This window comes from Exiguobacterium sp. s149 (genome assembly GCF_018618395.1).
Lineage (GTDB): Bacteria > Bacillota > Bacilli > Exiguobacteriales > Exiguobacteriaceae > Exiguobacterium > Exiguobacterium chiriqhucha.
Genome location: NZ_JACSLZ010000011.1, coordinates 32,845 through 51,752 on the forward strand (window position 1 = coordinate 32,845; position 18,908 = coordinate 51,752).

Below are 18,908 nucleotides of genomic sequence, written 5' to 3' on the forward strand. Positions count from 1 at the left end.
GGAGGCATACTATGAAACATATCGCCATTATCGGGGCCGGTCTCGGCGGCTTGAGTGCCGCCGTCACCTTGGCCGCCCGCGGTTACGACGTGACCGTCATTGAAAAGAATGAGCATGTCGGTGGGAAGCTCATGCCGATTATCACCGATGGACACCGCTTCGACTTCGGACCGAATACGATTACGATGCCGGACGTGTTCCGCTCCGTCATCCGCAACAGCGGCGCCAACCCGGATGACTATTTTGAGCTCGTCAAACTCGAGTCGCACACGGTCAACCACTTCTCCGACGGTTCGACGTTCACATTCGATTCGGACCGCGAAAAAATGGAAGCTGAGGTGCGCCGTCTGACCGGCGATAAAGCCGATAAAAATCAATTGGCCGCTTACTTAGACGAGGCGGAAAAACTGTTCGAGATTGCCAATCACCGCTTCTTCACGCGGATGGACTCGAAAATCGATACCGGTCTTTGGGCCGACATGATGAAAGTGCATCCGCTCAAGAGCCTGCATGCGCTCCATAAAAAATACTTCAAGGACCCGCGCATCATCCAAGCGCTCGACCGGTATGCGACGTATATCGGCAGCAGCCCCTACGTCACACCGGGCACGTTCGCGCTCATCTCGCATCTCGAGCTGAATGACGGCGTCTATTTCGCCAAAGGCGGGAACTGGACAATCGCGAAAGGCTTCGCGAAACGGGCGAGCGAGCTCGGTGTCGAGTTCCGGCTCGGCCATGAGGTGACGAAAATCGAAGTGACGAACGGGAAGGCCCATGCGGTCGTCATCGACCACGAAGAGGTCATGTCTTGCGATGCCGTCCTTCTGAACGGGGAACTGCTCACGCAATATCCGCGTCTCGTCGACGCCATGGACCGTCCCTCGTTCCCGGTACCGACACGCGACACGATCGAGCCATCGGTGTCCGCTTTCGTCATCATGATCGGCTTGAACAAACGATTGAACCTCGCCCACCACAACGTCTATTTCTCAGACGACTACGAGGCCGAGTTCCGGGCCTTGTTTGAAGAGGAACGCTATGCCGATGAGCCGACGATCTATATCTCGAACTCGGCCCATACCGACCCGTCAATGGGAGAAGCAGGCGATAACTTGTTCATCCTCGTCAATGCGCCGGCCCATATGACCGATATCGATGCCGAGACGTATGAGCATTTGATTCGTCGACGGCTCCGCACGTTCGGTGTCGATTGGGAAGACAGCGATGTCTTGTTCCATCGCCGCGTCACTCCACTCGATTTGACCCGTGATTTTTACGCCTATTACGGAGCGTTGTACGGGACGTCGGCCAACTCGAAAAAAGGAGCGTTCTTCCGTCCGTCGGCCCGTTCCGAAGACGTCTCAAACATCTGGTTTGCGGGCGGTTCGACCCACCCTGGTGGCGGTAGCCCGATGGTGACGCTTTCAGGACAATTCGCGGCGCGATCGATGTTAGAGGACATACCTCTGACAATTTGAACATTTTGTGAACAGAGGATTCGACACTTGTCGACACGGGACAGACGTGATAATATCATATTCGAGTTCAAGCAGTTTTGTAACGTTAGTTACACCTGTAGCGATCGAATGGCTTCCCCGAGCCTATCGCGTTTTGAACTTGTCACACCCGAGAAAAAAGTGATGAGCGAGTTTCCCCACTCGTATCCCGCAGCTGGAACAGCATGCATCTGATGTTCCCCCTTAGTCCATCAAGCATCCTGCTTCAGCGAAGATGCCCCATTGTTTCATTCCCCATGAAACGAGGCACATCTTTAGGGTTCATCACGTCCGATTCGTTCGTTTCCCCGATGAACGAATCACATAACGCTTACACCACTTTTGGTCCCCCGCCAAAAGTGGTTTTTTTGTGCGCAAAAAAGGCAGCCGTCTCAAGACGACCGCCCTTGCTTATAATCTGGTCAACAGTTTGCCTTTTTGAATCGTCGAGACATACGCCCGCTTCGTGAAGACGTCATGCCCGTTCTGCCGGGCCGCATCTAAAATTCCTTCATAGAGGAGCGCTGCCGCCGCGACAGGCTTCCGGCTCGTCACAGGATACAAGTGATGCGTCTCCCGGGCGCTGCTGTATAACGCTTCCGCGCGACGGGCCACTGTCTCCCAGACGTCGATGAACGCCGGAGTCACTTGCCGCGCAAACAAATCGGCTTCCGCGACACCGAACTCGGCGAGCAACGATTGGGGCACATAAATCCGGTCCCGATCGAGGTCTTCCCCGACGTCGCGCAAGATGTTCGTCAACTGCATGGCAATTCCTAAATCGATGGCGCCTTGCTTCAATTGCTGGCGTCCAGCCGCATCGGCGTCCGGCGCGAGAATCGGTAACAGCATCAAGCCGACGGTGCTGGCCGCGTAATAGCCATACTGCTCCGTCTCCTCGAGCGTCGCATAGCGCGTCTTATGTAAGTCCCATTTCATGCCTTCGGCCAACTCGAAGAACGGTTCGACGTCCATGTCGTATCGCTTCCAGACATCCTCGAGCGCCACCCAAAGCGCATCCGGCAATGGTTCGCCCGCCAAGAAAAGATCGAACTCGGCCAAAAAATGCGTCAAACTTTCCTCGGGGCTGTCAGATTCGTCGACCGCGTCATCGAGTGTCCGACAAAACGTATAGACCGCAGCCACGGCTTGGCGGTCAGGTTTAGAGAGCAGGGAAAAGGCCCGATAGAACGTGAGCGAGCCTTTTTTCATTACGTCTTCACATTGACGATACGCTTCTTGTGTCGTCATGGTACAATGCCCCCATTTCTTCTTCCATTCTTTTCACTAACAGTTGCGAGCCGATCATGACGATCGGAACGCCTCCGCATGGATGGACCGATGCCCCGACCGCATAGAGACGGTCGATCTGGGCATACGGACGGGCCTGCGGTTTGAACGCGGCCGATTGGGCCAATTTCGGGGCGATGCCGAAGCTTCCACCCTCGAACAAGCCGAATCGTTCCGCGTCCATCGGCGTCCGGACTTTCATTTCCAAGACACGGTCTCTGAAATCGGGCACCATCCGTTCGATGCGGCCGATCAAATGCTCGATCGCACCGCTCGCTTCGAAGTCTTTCCGTTCCAATTTACGCGGTACCGGTACGAGTACGTACAGCACACTCGTCCCCGTCGGCGCGAGCGAGTCATCGATGAGGGACGGATTGAACGTATACATCGCTGGATACTTGCTCAGTTTACCATCTTCGAAGATGGTCCGCATCGACCCGGCGAAATCAGTCGGCAAATCGAATTGGTGGACCGGCAAGTCGATGTCCCCGTTCACGGTAAAATACAACAAGAGCGTCCCACTCGACGGTTCATACGACTTTGGCTTGACGCCATCAATCAAGCGTTCCATGAGCGGGAAGTCGCCGTTGACGACGACCGCATCATACGGATGGACGACTCCGTCGACGACGACCGCATCCGCCCGACCTTCGGCGACGCGGACGCGTTCCACGTTCGCGTTCAGCTTGAACGTGACGCCCCGGCGCTTCAACTCTTGTTCTATTTTCGTCGCCAGCGAGAAATATCCTCCTTTGACGTACCAAATCCCCTCTTCTTGCTCCCGATACGGAATCAAGCCATAGAGGGATGGCGTGTCATACGGGTTGCCGCCGATGTAGAGCGTTTGCAGACTATAGGCGACACGAAGACGTTCGTCCTTAAAGAAGCGTTTCATGTTCTCGTGGGCCGTCTCATACGCCTTCAAGCGCATGAGGAGCATCAATAACTTCGGCTCGAACAAATCTGTCTTGCTCTTATAGCCCCGGTCCAAGAACGCGTCGAAGCCGAGGCGATACTCTTCTCGTTTTTGGGCCATATATTTTTTGAATCCGGCACCCTCGTTGAAAAGACGGTCGATTTCGGCCGCCTGGCGCTCGATATCGCGATATTTATAGAACGTCGTCCCATCCTCATAACGGAGGCGATAGAGCGGGTCGACTTCAAGCAGTTCGAGCTCACGTTCCGGGAACCCGGCTTCTTGAAGCTGACTTTTCAGTTTCCCGGGTAACAGGACGATGGTCGGCCCCTCATCGACGCGGGCGCCGTTCTCGAATTCGACATAATTGAGTCGCCCCCCGACGCGGGATTCTTTCTCATAAATGGTCACGTGTAGCGACGGATATTTATGGGTCAGGAGCAAGGCCGCGTAAAGCGACCCGATTCCGGCACCGACGAAGCTGATGTTCATTGGCCGACACCTGCCCGGTCACGCAATAGGTTCGCCGTGATCCGCGCCGACTCAAAAATCGTCGGCAGTCCGCTGCCTGGATGAGTGCCCCCTCCGACGAGCCAGACGTGATCGAGTTCCTCGAACTGATTGTGCGGACGGAAATACATCATCTGCGATAAGTTGTGTCCGAGATTGAACGTGGCTCCTTCATATACACCAAACGCTTCCCAGTCGTTCGGCGTGAGCGGCTGCATGACCTCGATATGGTTACGAATGTCGCGATACGGTGAACGCGTCTCAAGCGCATCGAGGACACGTTCCGTCATCGTCGCCTCGAGCTTCTCCCAAGGCAAGTTCGACAGATTATTCGGGACCGGCACGAGGACGTAGAGTGACGATTTACCGGCTGGTGCCAGCGTCGGATCAATGTTTGACGCGTTCTGCACGTAGAAGGAGAAGTCTTCACTCAGCTTCAAGTCTTGCGTCATCTCTTTCACGTTACGCTCGTAGTCGTCTGCGAAATGAATCGAGTGATGGGCGACGTCGTCATAGACGCGATCGAGCCCGAGATAGAGCATGAACGTCGAACACGAGTAGCGCTTCTTCTTCAGTTGTTTCGGACTCCAACGCGTGAGCGCATCGCTCGGGACGAGCGTCGTCATCGCATGGGCGAAATCGGCCCCGACAATCACTTCATCGAACGCGTAATGCACGTTGTTCGCCACGAGACCGTTGACACGCTTCCCATCGAGCAAGAGACGGTCAACGCCTTCTCCGAGACGAATCTCACCGCCCTCTTCTTCGATGACGCGCGCCATCGCTGTACATAGTTGGTTCACGCCGCCAATCGGATGATGGACGCCGTAGGCATGCTCCATATACGACAAAATCGAGAAGCCGCCAGGGCAATCCCAAGCCGACATCCCTAAATATTTGGCTTGGAACGTGAAGGCGTACTTCAGCTCCTCGCTCGTGAAGTATTCCGATAACACGTCATATAACGATTTACCAATCGACAAGAACGGCAACGCCTTCAAGACGCGTGTAGCCACGTAATCCGTCAGCTTGTCATGCGCCGTCTGCAGGACCGGCATCAACTTCGACAGCTTGATGGCTTGTTCGGCCATGAAACGTTCATAGCCTTCCCCGTTCCCAGGGAATTGCTCTTCAATCGCCTGATGCATTTGATCACGGTCGGTCGTCATCGACAGTACCCGGTTCCCTCGATCGAAATAAAGGTCGTACATCGGTTCAAGGCGTTTCATCTCGACGTAGTCATGTAAATCGCGACCCGTCTCTTCGAAAATCTCTTCTAAAATATACGGCATATTTAAAAAAGTCGGGCCACGATCGAACGCGAATTCTCCGACTTGAAGACGAGACGTTCGTCCACCGACGAACGCCTGCTTCTCAAATACTGTTACCTTCACACCACGGCTTGCGAGCAGCATCGCAGCCGCAAGTCCTCCTGGTCCGGCACCGATCACGGCGACTCTTTTTTCCGACACGTTGAACAACTCCCTATGTGAATAGTCTCTTATGCTTCTATCTCATTATAGAAATGACTGGAGACAAGTTCAAATTTGAATCGGCTCGTCGTGTGTCCGCCATGTGTCAATTGCCGCGCTCGGCAATGACGATATACCATGATCCTTCCGGGATGAATGGGATAAAGCGAATATTTTCAAAGCCGACTTGCTGCATTTGACGGCGCAACTCTCGAATTGTCGGTAACGGATGCAAGTTGTCGTGGAGGGTCATGAACGCATTGAACGCCGAGGCAAACCGAGAGCCGAGCGGCGTCTCTGCGAGCGGAGTGACGAGGACGGCGACACCGGACGCCTCGAGGTTCTCGAGCATCCGTTCGAGCAATTCGATTCGTTTTTCTGGCGAGAAGTAATAGAGCATGTTATTCATCATGACGGCATCGAACCGGTCCTCATGATCCCATTCCATGAAATCGGCCACTTCGTAACGAATATCGCCTGACTCATCCTGCTCCCGGGCTTCGGCGATGACGTCCTCTTCTAAGTCAATCCCGGTCAACTTCCACTCTGGTTCGAGGCCATGCAGTTTACGCAAGTAACCACCGTGCCCGCATCCGATATCGAGCATCGTCTTCACGTCGGCCTGACGCAACAGTTGTTGAACGACTGGGAAAGCGACCGTCTCGACGAGCGTCGACGTCTGTGCAACGACCTGTCCATGCGTCGCCCCATCGAACGTCTTCTGTTTGCCCGACTCTAAAAAGTCAGGGTAAGCGATGAGCGCCGGGATATGCAGCTCCATCATCTCTTGCAGCATGAAACCGATACTGCGCTCATCCTCATGCGACAATTGATATTTCAAACTACGTGTCGGGAAGTAACGCCAGCCTCTCTTCTTCAAATGACGAACGGCGACCCCCACTTCAAGCCAACGCTCCAGCGCGAGCTTCGTCAACGGTTGCTTCAAGCGAAGCGTCATCTCCGCAAAGCTGGCACCGCCTTGGAGTGCATCGAACAATCCATATTTATAGCCGATATATCCGTGCCAAAGCGGCAGGAACGATTCCGTTTGTTTCATCCATCTTCGCGCGTGCAAGACGCGTGACCATTCATTCATTTGTTGTTCCATCATTTCACCTCATCATCGTTATCACTGATTTTTTTATTTTCCCCTAATAATTTACGGACAAACAAAAAAATCCCACTCCAATGTGCGGAATGGGAATCAACCTTAAATGAAATTGCTAAAGAACGACTGTCCGTATGGCAACGCATAGCCGATGAAAATCGTCACGAGTGCAAGTACGACGAAACCGCCGAACATCGCGTTCGCTGGTTTTTTCTTCTTCACACGGATGAGCGTCATCTCACCGAAGATGAGCGTGAGCAGTCCGACCGTGATTTTCACGTGATAGAACATGCCACCACCGTTCAATTGTAAATACAAATAAAGTCCTGTGCCGAACGCGACGAGCAACATGAGTCGAAACACCATGTGGGCAATCTTCCCGCTCTTGTTCGCGTTCTTATAGCCGACGTAGGCGACAGCGAACAAGACGAGTAATAAAATCCAGCTCGTGACGTGCGTGTGTAGGAATGCAGTCAATGGCATTCAAAGTCCCCCTTTCCATTATGTACAATCTCTATTGTACACGAGTCGCTCGCTTTACGGTCAAGCAGGTGATTGAAAAATCTTCGCTTCCACCAAAAAGGCGCCCCATCGATGATCGATAGGCGCCTTGCGTTGCTGACGTGATTAAGCTGTCGTCGTTTCTTGTTCACGGACGGCGTATTCATAACTTGGAATGACGACCGTGAACGTCGAGCCTTGATGCTGCACCGACTCGACATGAATCTGACCGGCGTGACCGCGGACGATTTCCTGACAGATCGGAAGGCCGAGTCCGGTACCGCCGATTTCACGGCTGTCCGAATTGTCGACACGATAGAACTTGTCGAAGAGTCGGTCGAGCGCATCGCTCGGAATCCCGATTCCTTGGTCTTTCACTTTAATCGAAATGGATTGGTCGTGATGGGCCAGTTCGACTGTGATTTTCCCGCCACGCGGCGAATACTTCACGGCGTTCGAGAGCAAGTTACTCATCAACTGTTTGAACTTCTGACAGTCGGCGAACAGTTCGTACGGGCGATCATCGGCCGTGACGAGCTCGAACTGGTGTTTCAACGATGACGCCTCATAGAACGTCATCATATCGCGAATGACCGGCTCGACGTCGAGCTGTTCGCGGTCATACATTTGACTGCCGGCTTCCATCCGTTGTACGTCAAGGAAGTCGTTGACGAGATGCGTCAAGCGCTCCGTCTCGGCATGAATCGTCTGCAAGTATTTCGCTTGCTTCTCGTTCGGCAACTGCTTCTTGACCATGAGCTCGGTGAACCCATAAATCGAAGAGAGCGGGGTACGTAATTCATGGGAGATGGTCGAGATGAACTCGCTCTTCAAGCGCTCCGCCTCGGTCTCGCTCGTGATGTCACGGAAGACGAGTAACGTTCCTTTCGATAACCCGCCGACGACGATGCGTTCCGCATACATCTGTAGGTTCATCTCCCCTTTACGAATCGAGAAACTCACGCTGTCATGCGGGAAGTCGTCCGTGAACAAACGATCGGTATACTTCAAGAAATCGTCTTCTTGATCGACTGTCGTTGAAATCGTCTCGCGCCATTCGTTCCATGAGAGTTCCGCGAGTTCGCTCGACGTGATCTCGTCAAGCTCAGGGAACATCTCATAGAGCGGACGGTTGACGAAGACGTCATCGGTCGATTGTTCGACGTAAATGACCGCCTCGCGAATCGAGTCGAGAATCCGTTCCGTCTTCCCTTTCTCACGGGTCATCTCTTCAAACAGACGCATCCGGAGAAGTGAGAGCGACAACTGACGGGCGAACGACATGATGTCGCCCATTTGTGTCTGCGTGAAGCGGTCTTTATAACGAACGAGATAGATGAACGCGATAATCGAGTCATCCGTCGGATCATGGACCGGCACGGCCGTCTCATACATATAGTATGGATACGGGAGCGGATGGTCGCTCGCGACTTGTTTCGACGAATGGACGGTCGTCCGCAGTGTCATCGCCCGCGTCAAGACCGAATTCTCGCTATCGAGCAATTGACGCGTGAGCGTTTCGTTCAAGCCGTGGCTCGTGATCGAGAATGAGCCTGTCGCATCGAGGAAGACGAGCGCCCCGACTTCAGAGTCGGTGATGGCGACGAGCTTCTCGATAATCTCTGGATAGGCCGTCAATGAGTCGCGGGCCGCGAGCGTCTCGGTCAATTCGTTGCGGTAAGCCAAGTGCTGCTCGTTCTGTTGCGTCTGCTCCAAGATTTCTTCAAGCTCTTGCTGCTGTGCCTGAAGCTCTTCTTGTTGCGCAATCAACTCTTCTTGTTGCGCTTGCAGCTCGTGATTTTTCTCAATCAAGTGACGTTCATTGTCACGAAGCGTCTCGGCCATTTTGTTGAACGACCGTGACATGATCCCGATCTCATCTTCGCGTTCCATCTGATCACTCAAATCGACGATTTCGCCTTTCAACAAGCGATCAGACGCGACTGAAAGTCTCGAAATCAAACGCGTTTGACGGCGCAAGAACGGTTGGATGAACAGTAAAATCAATGCCGCGAACGACAAAATGCTCGCAATCCAGAGGAATTGAAGAATATCGTTATTCAATTTCCAAGCATCGTACACTTTTTGTTTCTCGCTATTCATCAAAGATTTATAATCTGACAATGATGTCTCAATCTGTTGAATCGGTCCGAGCGTATCAATCCCGCGCTCTGGGCTGTACGGGACGACGCCCTGCTCAATCAAACGCTGGGCTGTCGGCAACGCCAACACCGTCTCTGGGTCGATGGTCGTCTCGGTGATTTCACCTTCTGCCCGCAATTGACCGTACTCCGTCGTCACCGGAAGGATGACACCGAAATAGAAGTCATGAAACTCTTGCAAATCCTCCGCGAAAATCTCACCTTGTTTCGTCTGGACGACGCTCTTGAACCAGTTAATCTCTTGTTGGAACTCGTTCTCTTTGGCACGGGCCCGCTCAAGCGCCTCGGTATCCCCAAACAAGAGGAAGCCGCGGGAATCATATTGAGCGCCTTGCCAGTCGTCCCAAAGCACGTTCAACCGGTCAATCCGCTCATCGACATCTTGTAACCGTTGTTCGTTCGCCGCAACTCGTTCTTCCATGTACATGTACATGAAAATCGAGCCGACGAGCGCGAGCGCGAGGAACGAGTAGAGGACGACCATGAGTTCGCGCCCGAGTTTTTGTTTAAACCATCTGTTCAATTCACGATGCCTCCTATAATCTTCACCAATTCAAGGGGACTGAACGGCTTCGAAATAAAGTAGTCGACGCCAATCTCATTCGCGCAATCACGATCAGATTGTTGGCTCTTCGCCGTGAGCATCATCACTTTCGTATGTTGGCGTCCTGGCAGTTTTCGTACTTTCTCAATGACCTCAAGACCGGTCATGCCTGGCATCATATGGTCGACAATCACGAGGTCGTACTCGTTCTGTTCGATTAGCCGATAGGCTTCAAGGCCGTCTGGCGCTTCATCAATGTCATATCCTTCATCTTCTAATGTATCTAAAACAAGCATGCGTAATACTTCTTCATCTTCTGCTAGTAAAATTTTTACCATGACGATTCCTCCATTTTTTATCCCATTCCATTATTTTAACGGATTCAGTTCGTAATCACAAAAAATAAGGGTGTACGGTGTATAACCGTACCCCTTTTTCTTCACAACGTCTACATTATAATACAACAATTTCCTGCAATTCGAGCGAATAAATGAGCATCTGCCCGACCGTGATTCCCCAAATCGCCTCAATCGCCTCACGATAAAGCGAGAGTTGGACGTGATAGCGGTCACGTAACATCTGTTTTGCCGCGTCACGGGAGTCGCTCGAGAAAAGCACAGAGTCCGATTTATAATCGAGAAGTACATACGTCTCTCCGTCATAAAACAGACAATCGATAATCCCTTGGATCAGCACGTGCTCGTCGGTGAACGTCCCCGTTGGATTGACTCGCTCGGCCGGGACCGTGTACGTGAATGGTAGCTCACGCCAACCTGTCCCAGTTTGAAGCGCTGCTGTCAACGCGCGTCCCGTTTCCGAGGCAAAGAACGCCTCGATTTCAGGACTCGCAAGCCGTGCCGTTTCGGCCTCGACCGGGCTGAGCATGCTTTCCGCTTCCCAGCGGTCGATTTGGACATCGAGCGGCTCGGACGGGTCGATCAATTGGAAGACGAGATGTAGCGTTGTCCCCCGTTCGGCTCCTGTCTGCGGAGATTGCTTCCATTTTGGTTCTCGATACGGGGTGTCCGTCGCCCGGTACGTCTCTTCGAACGCCGCCTGTTCAAGCTGGAGCGCCCGCTTCAATTCGGTCACCGTTTGTTTGGCCGCTGTCTCCGTCGCAGCCTGTGCCGGATAGGCGTAGGCGAACGCCTTGTGGACGAACTCACTGACGTTCGCTTCGTCTTTCACCGGAAAATCGATCGCCTCGAACTGTTTGACGTGATGGAGCTGCGCCATCATCTCTTGGAGCGTGGCGACTTCTGCCAAATCTTCCTCACCGATGATGCGATACGTCCACGGTGTCGCTTCTTGTTGCGGAGCGATAACCGGCAAGCCCTGTTGTTCTAAGAACGAGGCAGCCCCTTCAAGTTTCAGGAGTGCCGGAGCGACCCAATCGAGATACGTCTTCGCGTCACGACGCGACTCGGCCGATAACGTCGTCCCGGTCTGCTCGACGTGCAGCCACTGCTGAATCTGTTTCCCCGGTTCTTTAATCGTCCCGACCAAAATCAATTTCTCTTTGGCACGGGTGAGGGCGACATACAGGACGCGCATCTCTTCGGCTTTCATCGTGGCATCGAGATCGCGGCGAATCATCTCTTTGACGAACGTCTCCGTCTTCGTCCGGGTGACGACATCGATGGCGTCGAGCGAGATGCCATACCGTTTATGGAAGATGACGCGCTGCATTTGGTCGCGTTTATTGAACTGCTTTCCAAGCTGGGCGACGATCGTGACCGGGAATTCCAGTCCTTTCGACTTATGGACCGTCATGATTCGGACGACGTTCTCTTCTTCGCCGAGCGAACGCGCCTCTGACAAATCCTCACCGTTATCTTGCAGTCGGTCCATCACGCGGAGGAAGCGATACAAACCGCGGTATCCGCTCCGTTCATAGGACAAGGCCCGATCATAGAGCGCCTTCAAGTTTTCTTGGCGTCCTTTCCCACCTGGCAAGCCACCGGCGAAATCGTAGAAGCCGGTGTCGTTGAACACTTGTTGAATCAGCTCCGACAAGCTATGGTTCCGTGCGAACGTGCGCCACGCTGACAACGCGTCGAGCACATCGCCGCACTTCAGACCGAGGTCATCCTCATCGTCCGCTTTCGCTTTGAGCGCCTCGAAGAACGAGTCCTCCGATTCAAGACGAATCTTGGCCAGTTCTTGGTCACTGAAGCCAAACATCGGTGAACGGAGCGCTCCCGCGAGCGGGATGTCTTGAAGCGGATTGTCAATCAGTTTCAACACGGCGAGCATCATGCGAATCTCGGTCGCCTGGAAATAGCCGCCGTCTGAATCGGTATAGGCCGGGATGTTGTACTGTGTCAAAATATCCATCAGCTGTTCGACGCGCTCTTTTTTTGAGCGGACCAAGATGACGATATCGCGATATTCGCACGACCGCAGCAAGCCGGTCGCCTCATCGGTCACTTTGAACGGTTCCTCGCCCGAGACAAGTTCTAAAATCCGGGTCGCGATGGCGCGTCCTTCGAGCTCTTGTTTCGAGAGATCACGACTCTCACCATTGACGAGAATCAGCTCAGGTCTCGCCTCGAGCTCCTCATACGCCCGGCCTGGCACGAGTCGGGCCGCCTCATCGTATTCGATCTCACTTACTTCCTCGTCCATCAACCGGACGAACAAGTCGTTGATGCCATGGAGCACTTCGGCCCGGCTCCTGAAGTTTTGGGACAGGTCGATCCGTTGTCCCGAACCACCTTGTTTGAACCGGGTCGCCTTTTCGATGAACAGACGCGGCTCGGCATGGCGGAACCGATAAATCGATTGTTTGATATCGCCGACCATGAACAAGTTGCCGACGTGTTCGGCTTCGTGGCTGACGAGTCCGATAATCGTTTCTTGGATCTCGTTCGTATCTTGATACTCATCGATCAACACTTCGGCGAAGCGCTGTTTATAGAGCGATGCGACCGAGGACGGTCCGTCCCCGTCGCGCAAAATCGCGAGCGCATAATGTTCAAGGTCGCTGAAATCGACGAAAGCGCGGTCCCGCTTCGCCTGCTCATAGGCAGCACCGAACGTCCGGACGGTCTTGACGAGCGTCTCGACGAGCGGACGTTGCGTCATCAAGACCTCTAAATAGTCCGCTCCGCTCGTGCCGGCCTGTGCGGTCGCTTCGCTCAACTTCTTCTTCGCCTGGTCGTAGGCCGGTTTCAACACCGTGTGGTAGACATGATGTTCCTCTTTCTTTTGGACGGATTTCATCGTCCCGAATTTGACGGCGCGGGAAGCCGTCTCGAGCTCGCTCCACTTGAACGAGTCCGGATCAAGGTTCGCGAACGGCAAAATCGCCTGTTGCACGTTCTCGGATTGCGTCTCATAACCGGCGAGCCGAAGCTCGATGGCGACGCGACGAAGTTGACGCAACGCTTTCTCGATGTCTACCCAAAGCAGGTGACCGAATTCGATCAGCAATTGCTCATCGTCCGGGTCCCCATCAAATTGATATAACGAGACGAGCTCATCCAGATAGGCTTCCGGGTCAGGCAGTGTTCGCGCATAGTGATAAAGTCCGAGAATCAACTCCTCAATCTCACTGTCCCCGCGGTCGGACGTATAGGCGTCAATCAAGGCGAAGAACGCTTGGTCTTGTTCGCCATAAGCGTCTTCGAGCACGTCTTCGAGCACATCGTCCTGCAAGAGCACCAAATCACGCTCTTCAGCGATTTTGAACGCCGGGTCGAGGTCGAGCAAATAGTAATTCTCTCGAATCACCTCGAGACAGAACGAGTGAATCGTCGTGATGAGTGCTCGGTTGAGCATTTGGCGTTGTTTGCGAATATATGCGTTCTCCGGGTCGTCACGAAGCGCTTGATCGAGCGCTTTGGCGATTCGCCGCTTCATCTCGGCCGCGGCCGCATTCGTGAATGTGACCACGAGCATGCGGTCGGCCGTCAGTTCGTCCGTCTCATCCAAGAGACGGCTCGCAAGTCGTTCCACGAGGACTGCCGTCTTGCCGGAACCGGCTGCCGCCGAGACGAGCACGTGCGATCCTCTGGCATCAATGGCCGCTTGTTGGTCATTCGTCCACTGCATCGACGTCACCTCCTAATCTTGACAAGACGTCATCTTTTTCTAGCTTTTTCAATTGCCGTGCCTCGTTGGACAACGCCTCATCAAAGTGACAGACACTTTGGAACGGGCACGTCTGGCATGGCCGGCGTTCTTTATACTCATACGGTTCGACCCCGATTTCACCGTCATACATCGCCTCGGCGCTCGATTGGGCCAAATCGATGGCATGGTCCATCAACTGTTCGAGTTGCGGTGGCGAGACGACTTTTTTCGTCGTGTTCGCATCGAGCGTCCCGTCTTTCTTGTACTTGACCGGGATGACGATTGATTTTTTCTGGTCGAGTTTCGCCGTCCGGTCCATCATCTCTAAAATGGCCGGATCATCGACGAGCAACCCTTGCATCTGATACGACTCGAGCACCTTGCGTTCGGTGTCGGTATCCGTCTCGGCCGGAGCGACGAGCGGGCGATGGACGTGGAAATAGAGCGCGGCCGCTGGGGCGACGTTCTCTTGCGTCCAGGCGTTCGCCTGCTCAATCAACACTTTCAAATAGATGAGCATCTGCATCGCGAGCCCGTAATAAATCTCGGCGAAGTCGATCTCTCGTTTACTCGACTTGTAATCGACGATCCGAACGTACAATTGGTCGTGAATCGAAGCCGTATCGACCCGGTCAATCCGACCGACGAGTTCGCACGTCGCCCCGTTACTGAGCGTGAACGATACCGGCGGGAAATTGCCGCTGCCGAAAGCGAGCTCAAAGGCGACCGGATCGAACCCGTCTCGTTTCGACTGCTCGATTAACACTTCCGCAGTCTTGCTGACGACGTCGGTCAATTTCTTCTTCAAATAGCCATACCGGTTCGAACTCATCAAAATCGCGTTTTGAATCTCTGGTGTGACGAGCTCGACGGCCGCCTCAGCGAGAGAAGAACATTCCTCCCGGCTCACATCACGCCATTCTTTCCCTTCCATCTGCACGGTCTGCGACATGTGCTCGATGGTGCGATGATACAAGTTGCCGATATCTGGCGCCTCTAAGCGATACAAACGGCGCTCTTTTAAACGAAGGCCGTAACTGGCGAAGTGACGGTACGGACAGGCTTGGAACGTCTCCAGCCGCGAGACGCTCGCCCGAATCGAGTTCGTGTACAGCGACTTGGCGACGTCTTCCGGTAACGGCTTGGGCACGTTTTGATAGAAGAGCGCGCTTGTCAATAACCGGATCCGCTCGCGGCCTTCCGGATGTTTCAACAGCTCGTTATATACCGTGAACCACGTGTCTTGAATCGGGTAGTGGCGACTGAGCCGCTGTAATTCGAGCGCCGTGACCGCTGCCGTCTGATTCACGTTCGTGATGAACGACAACTGGTCGCTCGGGCGATGTTCCCCGGCTTCTGCGAAGTGGGTCGTCACGACCTTGCCACCGCCAAGCCGCGCCTTCAGGTCCGCGATGAAGCTGGCCGGCTGAATCGCCTTGCCGGCGCGGTCGACGAGGGCGTAGCTGACGAACAGCCGATGACTCGGTGCAGTGAACGCCTTATACAAATAGTACGTCTCATCGTCAAACAAGTGCTCGGTCGCTTTCCCAGCCCGGACGCCGTTCTCGTGCATGAAGTCGAGGTCCTGGTCGGTCAATAGTTTCGACTGGGTCGAGACGAGCGGGATTTGATCTTCGTTCGCTCCGAGCAGGAAGACGACTTTCTTATCAAGCAACCGGCCCCGAACATAATCGGTGACCGTCAATTGATCCAAAGAAGGCGGGACGAGCGCATAGCGCAGACTATCGAGCCCGGTGTCCATCATTTGGAGGAACAGCTCGGTCGAAAGCGTCTCGTCCGGTGCGGCCGCCTCTAGCTGTTCGAGCAAGTGCAACACCGCGTCCCATACTTGCGTATGTTCGCGCGCCTCGAGCAAGCGTGCCTCTTCGAGCGCCTCATCTCGCCAATGGGCAAGACAGGACGCCACGCCGACTCGTTCCAAGAATGCGTAGATGGCATGCGTGTAAGCCTGCATCGTCTTCGCTGCCTTCAAGTCATCCAACAACGGGTCGAACGTGTCGACGACGGTTTGCCGATAGCGATTGAGCGCCGTCTCTACGTCGAGTTCTTCCCCGGTCAACCGTGCCTCTTCCTCGGCACGACGTTTCAAGTACCACGCGTCATGCCAATGGTAATGTTTAATCCCCCGTTCAATCACGAACGCCTCGAGCCGGTCGACCGATGTGCGTCGATGCTCCTCATCGAGCAGAATCAATTCCGTCTTCAGTGCGCGAAACACCGGCTCTTCCCGGTATCCACGGAGTGCGACTTCAATCGTCGCCTTCAGTAATTCGACGACCGGATGATCGAGCATCGGTTTTCGCTCATCGAGGAAGAACGGCAAGTTCATTTTTTGTAGCGCCTGCGTCGCCAAATCGCCGTACGCTTCAAGCGAACGGGACACGAACGCGATATCGCGGTAACGGAAGCCTTCCTCACGAACGAGACGCACGACTTCACGGACGGCGGCCTCGACTTCCACCGACCGGTCGACGGCCGCGTGTAACACGACGTTCGAATCGGGACGGGTATACGGGGCTGCCGTCACTTGCCCAAACGTGGCCTCGAGATAGGCCAAGCTCGGATGTTGGAAGCGAGGCGCACCCGTATGAGGCGTGTCACTCGACGAGATACCCCGTTCGGATAACAGCTCTTTGAAGCGCATGAGCGTACGCTGTGTCGGTCCGAACGACGGATGGGGCCGGTAGAGCGAATCCGGGTCGATCGTCAACAGGACATCGAGCGGCGCCTTCTCCGCCAAAGCGACCAGCACTGCCAGCTCCTGCTCGGAAAATTCATTGAACCCATCGATGTAAAACCGGGTCCCGGTCAAGTCGATGTCCGGTAACAGTTGCAGCAGCACGTTAAAGTAATCTTCGGCGTGCAGCGATTTCCCCGCTGTCATCGTCAAGAAACCTTCATACAGGATGGACAGGTCCTGCAGTTTCAGCGAACGGTGTTGGTCTTGTTCGCTCAAGCGGAGCAACTGCTCCGGATCGACGAGTCCTCGTTTGAGGAGCGTGATCAACGCATTCAATTCCTCATAGAAACCGAACTGATTCATCGTCCGGCGGAACAAGGTCAAGCGTTCCTCGTTCATCTCGACGACACGGCGCAACAGCAAATGTGTCCCCGTCTGGTCCAAAAACTGTTCGGTCGCGACGCCACGGTCGCGCATCATCAAAAAGGCGAGACGGCGCATCGATAAGACTTGAATCCGGGTCGACCCGTTCAAGCCGTCGGTCATCGCCATCTTCCGTTCCATTTCAAACGACATTTGGTCTGGGACGAGCATATAGATGGTCGGTCCGCTCGGGTCACGCTTCAGCTCTTCGATGACTTGTTTCGTCATCCATTCGCTTTTTCCGCTCCCGGAACGCCCGACGTGAAAAGTGACCGTCATTTAGGCGAACACCCCTTCCCTTTTTTCTTTATTATGACCCATTCCGCGCAGTTTGTAGAGGGAAATCCTTCGAGACCCCAGCAAGAAAATTGACCAGCCCGCATCCTTCCCAATTTCAGCGAAAATCGATTAGACTGGACGTATGAGGGGGAAATGAACATGAGTGCATATGAACAATTCGGCGGCGAGCGTGGAGTCCAACAGCTCGTAGACGCCTTTTATGATCTCGTCTACGCCGACCCGGTCTTGTTGCCGTTGTTTCCGGACGACAAAGAGCGGGTCAAAGCGCATCAATTCGAATTTTTAACACAGTTGCTCGGGGGACCGAAACTGTATACGGAACGTCGTGGTGGCGGTAACTTGGCGATGATCCATCGTGACCACCCCATCTCTGAGACTCATGCCGGACATTGGCTCGGCTGCATGGAGCAAGCGCTCAAAACGGTCGATGCGCCCGAGTCGATCAAACAACAGCTGTTCCATCGCTTGATCATGTCATCCTCGAACGTCGTCCGCGTCTGCTCGCACCATTTTGAGTAGTCAGCCTTTCGAAAAGCGGGTATGATAAGAAAGTAAGTAAAGGAGGTCGTTTTTCATGACAGAAGAAGAAAAGAAAGAGGCCGTTTCGTCTGAAGAAGAAACGGAAGAAGTAGAACCGACGGCAGTCCTCGCCGACGCCCTCGAAGAGGACGAAGAGGAAGAAGACCAACCCGAAGAAAAGAACATGGACCACATTAAAGGTGTGTTCAACTATATGCACGAGAACGGACGAGAGTACCGCGTCGTCTTTTATCAGGACCGCAAAAACCTCGTCTTCCGTGAACTCGGCAACGGGAAAGTCGAATTCGTCGGACGTTTCACTGACGAGGCATACGATGAAGAGAATGAAGCAGAGATGCGCGAACTCGGCGAGCAACAGCTCGAACGGATTCTTGCGGATCGTCTCAAATAAAAAAATCGCCCGAGTTGGGCGATTTTTTTATTTTCCTTTGTTCCGCTTTTTCTTGCGCAGTGCATAAATGACTCCGGCAATCCCACCAGCGACGGCAATCCCGGCCATGGCAGGCACGAGGATTTTCTTCGTCGGAATCATCTCTTTGACCCGCTCGTACGGTGTCGGCACCGACAACTCGAGTTGAACGGCCGACTCACCATGACCGTTGGCCCGCGCTTTGCGTGCCGCATCGGTGATGACGACGCGCCCCGTCGTATAACGGCGATTTCCATGCTCATCCGTATACGGACGACGTACGCGTTTGACACCGCGAACCGTCTTCCCACGGGCTGCATCCGGACGAACGACGCGTTCGCTCGTCCACGCCCGGCCCCCTGTCGCACTGTAAGCCGGGCGAATCGTCCGGCGGTTTAACCATGTGTATGAATCATTCATCTTTGATTCCCTCCAATATTGTGAAGTCCTTCTCTTATT

General features: G+C 54.1%; 13 protein-coding genes. 3 read left to right on the top strand and 10 right to left on the bottom strand.

Translation table 11 applies throughout. From position 1 onward, the window contains the following. The first annotated feature begins 11 nt into the window (after positions 1 to 11). Positions 12 to 1,478, top strand: a complete 1,467-nt coding sequence (locus KNP81_RS12995) for a phytoene desaturase family protein (RefSeq protein WP_058763052.1) — start codon at positions 12 to 14, stop codon at positions 1,476 to 1,478. 429 nt (positions 1,479 to 1,907) lie between these two features. On the opposite strand, the gene KNP81_RS13000 is transcribed toward KNP81_RS12995, so the two are convergent. The 9 genes from KNP81_RS13000 to addB form a co-directional block, all read right to left on the bottom strand. Next, positions 1,908 to 2,747: a phytoene/squalene synthase family protein gene (locus tag KNP81_RS13000; protein ID WP_214720257.1), complete on the bottom strand. Its 840-nt coding sequence runs from the start codon at positions 2,745 to 2,747 to the stop codon at positions 1,908 to 1,910. After that, positions 2,716 to 4,194, bottom strand: coding sequence for a phytoene desaturase family protein (locus KNP81_RS13005; RefSeq protein WP_214720258.1), 1,479 nt, complete (start codon positions 4,192 to 4,194; stop codon positions 2,716 to 2,718). Before KNP81_RS13005 ends, KNP81_RS13000 begins: the two co-directional genes overlap by 32 nt. After that, positions 4,191 to 5,717 (bottom strand): phytoene desaturase family protein, encoded by a 1,527-nt coding sequence (locus KNP81_RS13010; RefSeq protein ID WP_125318023.1) that lies wholly within the window; start codon positions 5,715 to 5,717, stop codon positions 4,191 to 4,193. The genes KNP81_RS13005 and KNP81_RS13010 overlap by 4 nt, the downstream gene beginning before the upstream one ends. A 73-nt stretch (positions 5,718 to 5,790) precedes the next feature. After that, complete coding sequence (locus KNP81_RS13015; protein WP_021066683.1) at positions 5,791 to 6,792, bottom strand: class I SAM-dependent methyltransferase; 1,002 nt, start codon at positions 6,790 to 6,792, stop codon at positions 5,791 to 5,793. A 102-nt stretch (positions 6,793 to 6,894) separates the two neighbouring features. Then, entirely contained in the window at positions 6,895 to 7,275 is a 381-nt protein-coding gene (locus tag KNP81_RS13020; RefSeq protein ID WP_029595956.1) for a YisL family protein, read from the bottom strand. A 144-nt stretch (positions 7,276 to 7,419) separates the two neighbouring features. After that, positions 7,420 to 9,978, bottom strand: a complete 2,559-nt coding sequence (locus tag KNP81_RS13025) for an ATP-binding protein (protein WP_214720259.1) — start codon at positions 9,976 to 9,978, stop codon at positions 7,420 to 7,422. Continuing rightward, positions 9,975 to 10,337 (bottom strand): response regulator, encoded by a 363-nt coding sequence (locus tag KNP81_RS13030; RefSeq protein WP_021066686.1) that lies wholly within the window; start codon positions 10,335 to 10,337, stop codon positions 9,975 to 9,977. Before KNP81_RS13030 ends, KNP81_RS13025 begins: the two co-directional genes overlap by 4 nt. Before the next feature lie 115 nt (positions 10,338 to 10,452). After that, positions 10,453 to 14,055 carry a helicase-exonuclease AddAB subunit AddA gene (gene addA / locus KNP81_RS13035; RefSeq protein ID WP_214720260.1) on the bottom strand — a complete coding sequence of 1,201 codons (3,603 nt, stop codon included), beginning with the start codon at positions 14,053 to 14,055 and terminating at the stop codon, positions 10,453 to 10,455. Then, a complete protein-coding gene (gene addB / locus KNP81_RS13040; RefSeq protein ID WP_214720261.1) occupies positions 14,039 to 17,479 on the bottom strand; it encodes a helicase-exonuclease AddAB subunit AddB in 3,441 nt (1,146 codons plus the stop codon). Before addB ends, addA begins: the two co-directional genes overlap by 17 nt. Positions 17,480 to 17,638: 159 nt before the next feature. Between addB and KNP81_RS13045 the strand changes: the two genes are divergently transcribed. Both KNP81_RS13045 and KNP81_RS13050 read left to right on the top strand, forming a co-directional pair. After that, positions 17,639 to 18,019, top strand: a complete 381-nt coding sequence (locus KNP81_RS13045) for a truncated hemoglobin (RefSeq protein ID WP_021066689.1) — start codon at positions 17,639 to 17,641, stop codon at positions 18,017 to 18,019. Between the two features lie 55 nt (positions 18,020 to 18,074). Further along, entirely contained in the window at positions 18,075 to 18,431 is a 357-nt protein-coding gene (locus KNP81_RS13050) for a hypothetical protein (RefSeq protein WP_021066690.1), read from the top strand. A 27-nt stretch (positions 18,432 to 18,458) separates the two neighbouring features. Here KNP81_RS13050 and KNP81_RS13055 read toward each other — a convergent pair whose 3' ends face one another. Continuing rightward, positions 18,459 to 18,869 carry a hypothetical protein gene (locus KNP81_RS13055; RefSeq protein ID WP_021066691.1) on the bottom strand — a complete coding sequence of 137 codons (411 nt, stop codon included), beginning with the start codon at positions 18,867 to 18,869 and terminating at the stop codon, positions 18,459 to 18,461. Between the last annotated feature and the right edge of the window lie 39 nt (positions 18,870 to 18,908).

Coding starts and splice junctions, on each gene's coding strand:
- KNP81_RS12995 (WP_058763052.1), top strand. CDS start 12: ATGAAACATATCGCCATTATCGGGGCCGGTCTCGGCGGCTTGAGTGCC.
- KNP81_RS13000 (WP_214720257.1), bottom strand. CDS start 2,747: ATGACGACACAAGAAGCGTATCGTCAATGTGAAGACGTAATGAAAAAA.
- KNP81_RS13005 (WP_214720258.1), bottom strand. CDS start 4,194: ATGAACATCAGCTTCGTCGGTGCCGGAATCGGGTCGCTTTACGCGGCC.
- KNP81_RS13015 (WP_021066683.1), bottom strand. CDS start 6,792: ATGGAACAACAAATGAATGAATGGTCACGCGTCTTGCACGCGCGAAGA.
- KNP81_RS13020 (WP_029595956.1), bottom strand. CDS start 7,275: ATGCCATTGACTGCATTCCTACACACGCACGTCACGAGCTGGATTTTA.
- KNP81_RS13030 (WP_021066686.1), bottom strand. CDS start 10,337: ATGGTAAAAATTTTACTAGCAGAAGATGAAGAAGTATTACGCATGCTT.
- addA (WP_214720260.1), bottom strand. CDS start 14,055: ATGCAGTGGACGAATGACCAACAAGCGGCCATTGATGCCAGAGGATCG.
- addB (WP_214720261.1), bottom strand. CDS start 17,479: ATGACGGTCACTTTTCACGTCGGGCGTTCCGGGAGCGGAAAAAGCGAA.
- KNP81_RS13045 (WP_021066689.1), top strand. CDS start 17,639: ATGAGTGCATATGAACAATTCGGCGGCGAGCGTGGAGTCCAACAGCTC.
- KNP81_RS13050 (WP_021066690.1), top strand. CDS start 18,075: ATGACAGAAGAAGAAAAGAAAGAGGCCGTTTCGTCTGAAGAAGAAACG.
- KNP81_RS13055 (WP_021066691.1), bottom strand. CDS start 18,869: ATGAATGATTCATACACATGGTTAAACCGCCGGACGATTCGCCCGGCT.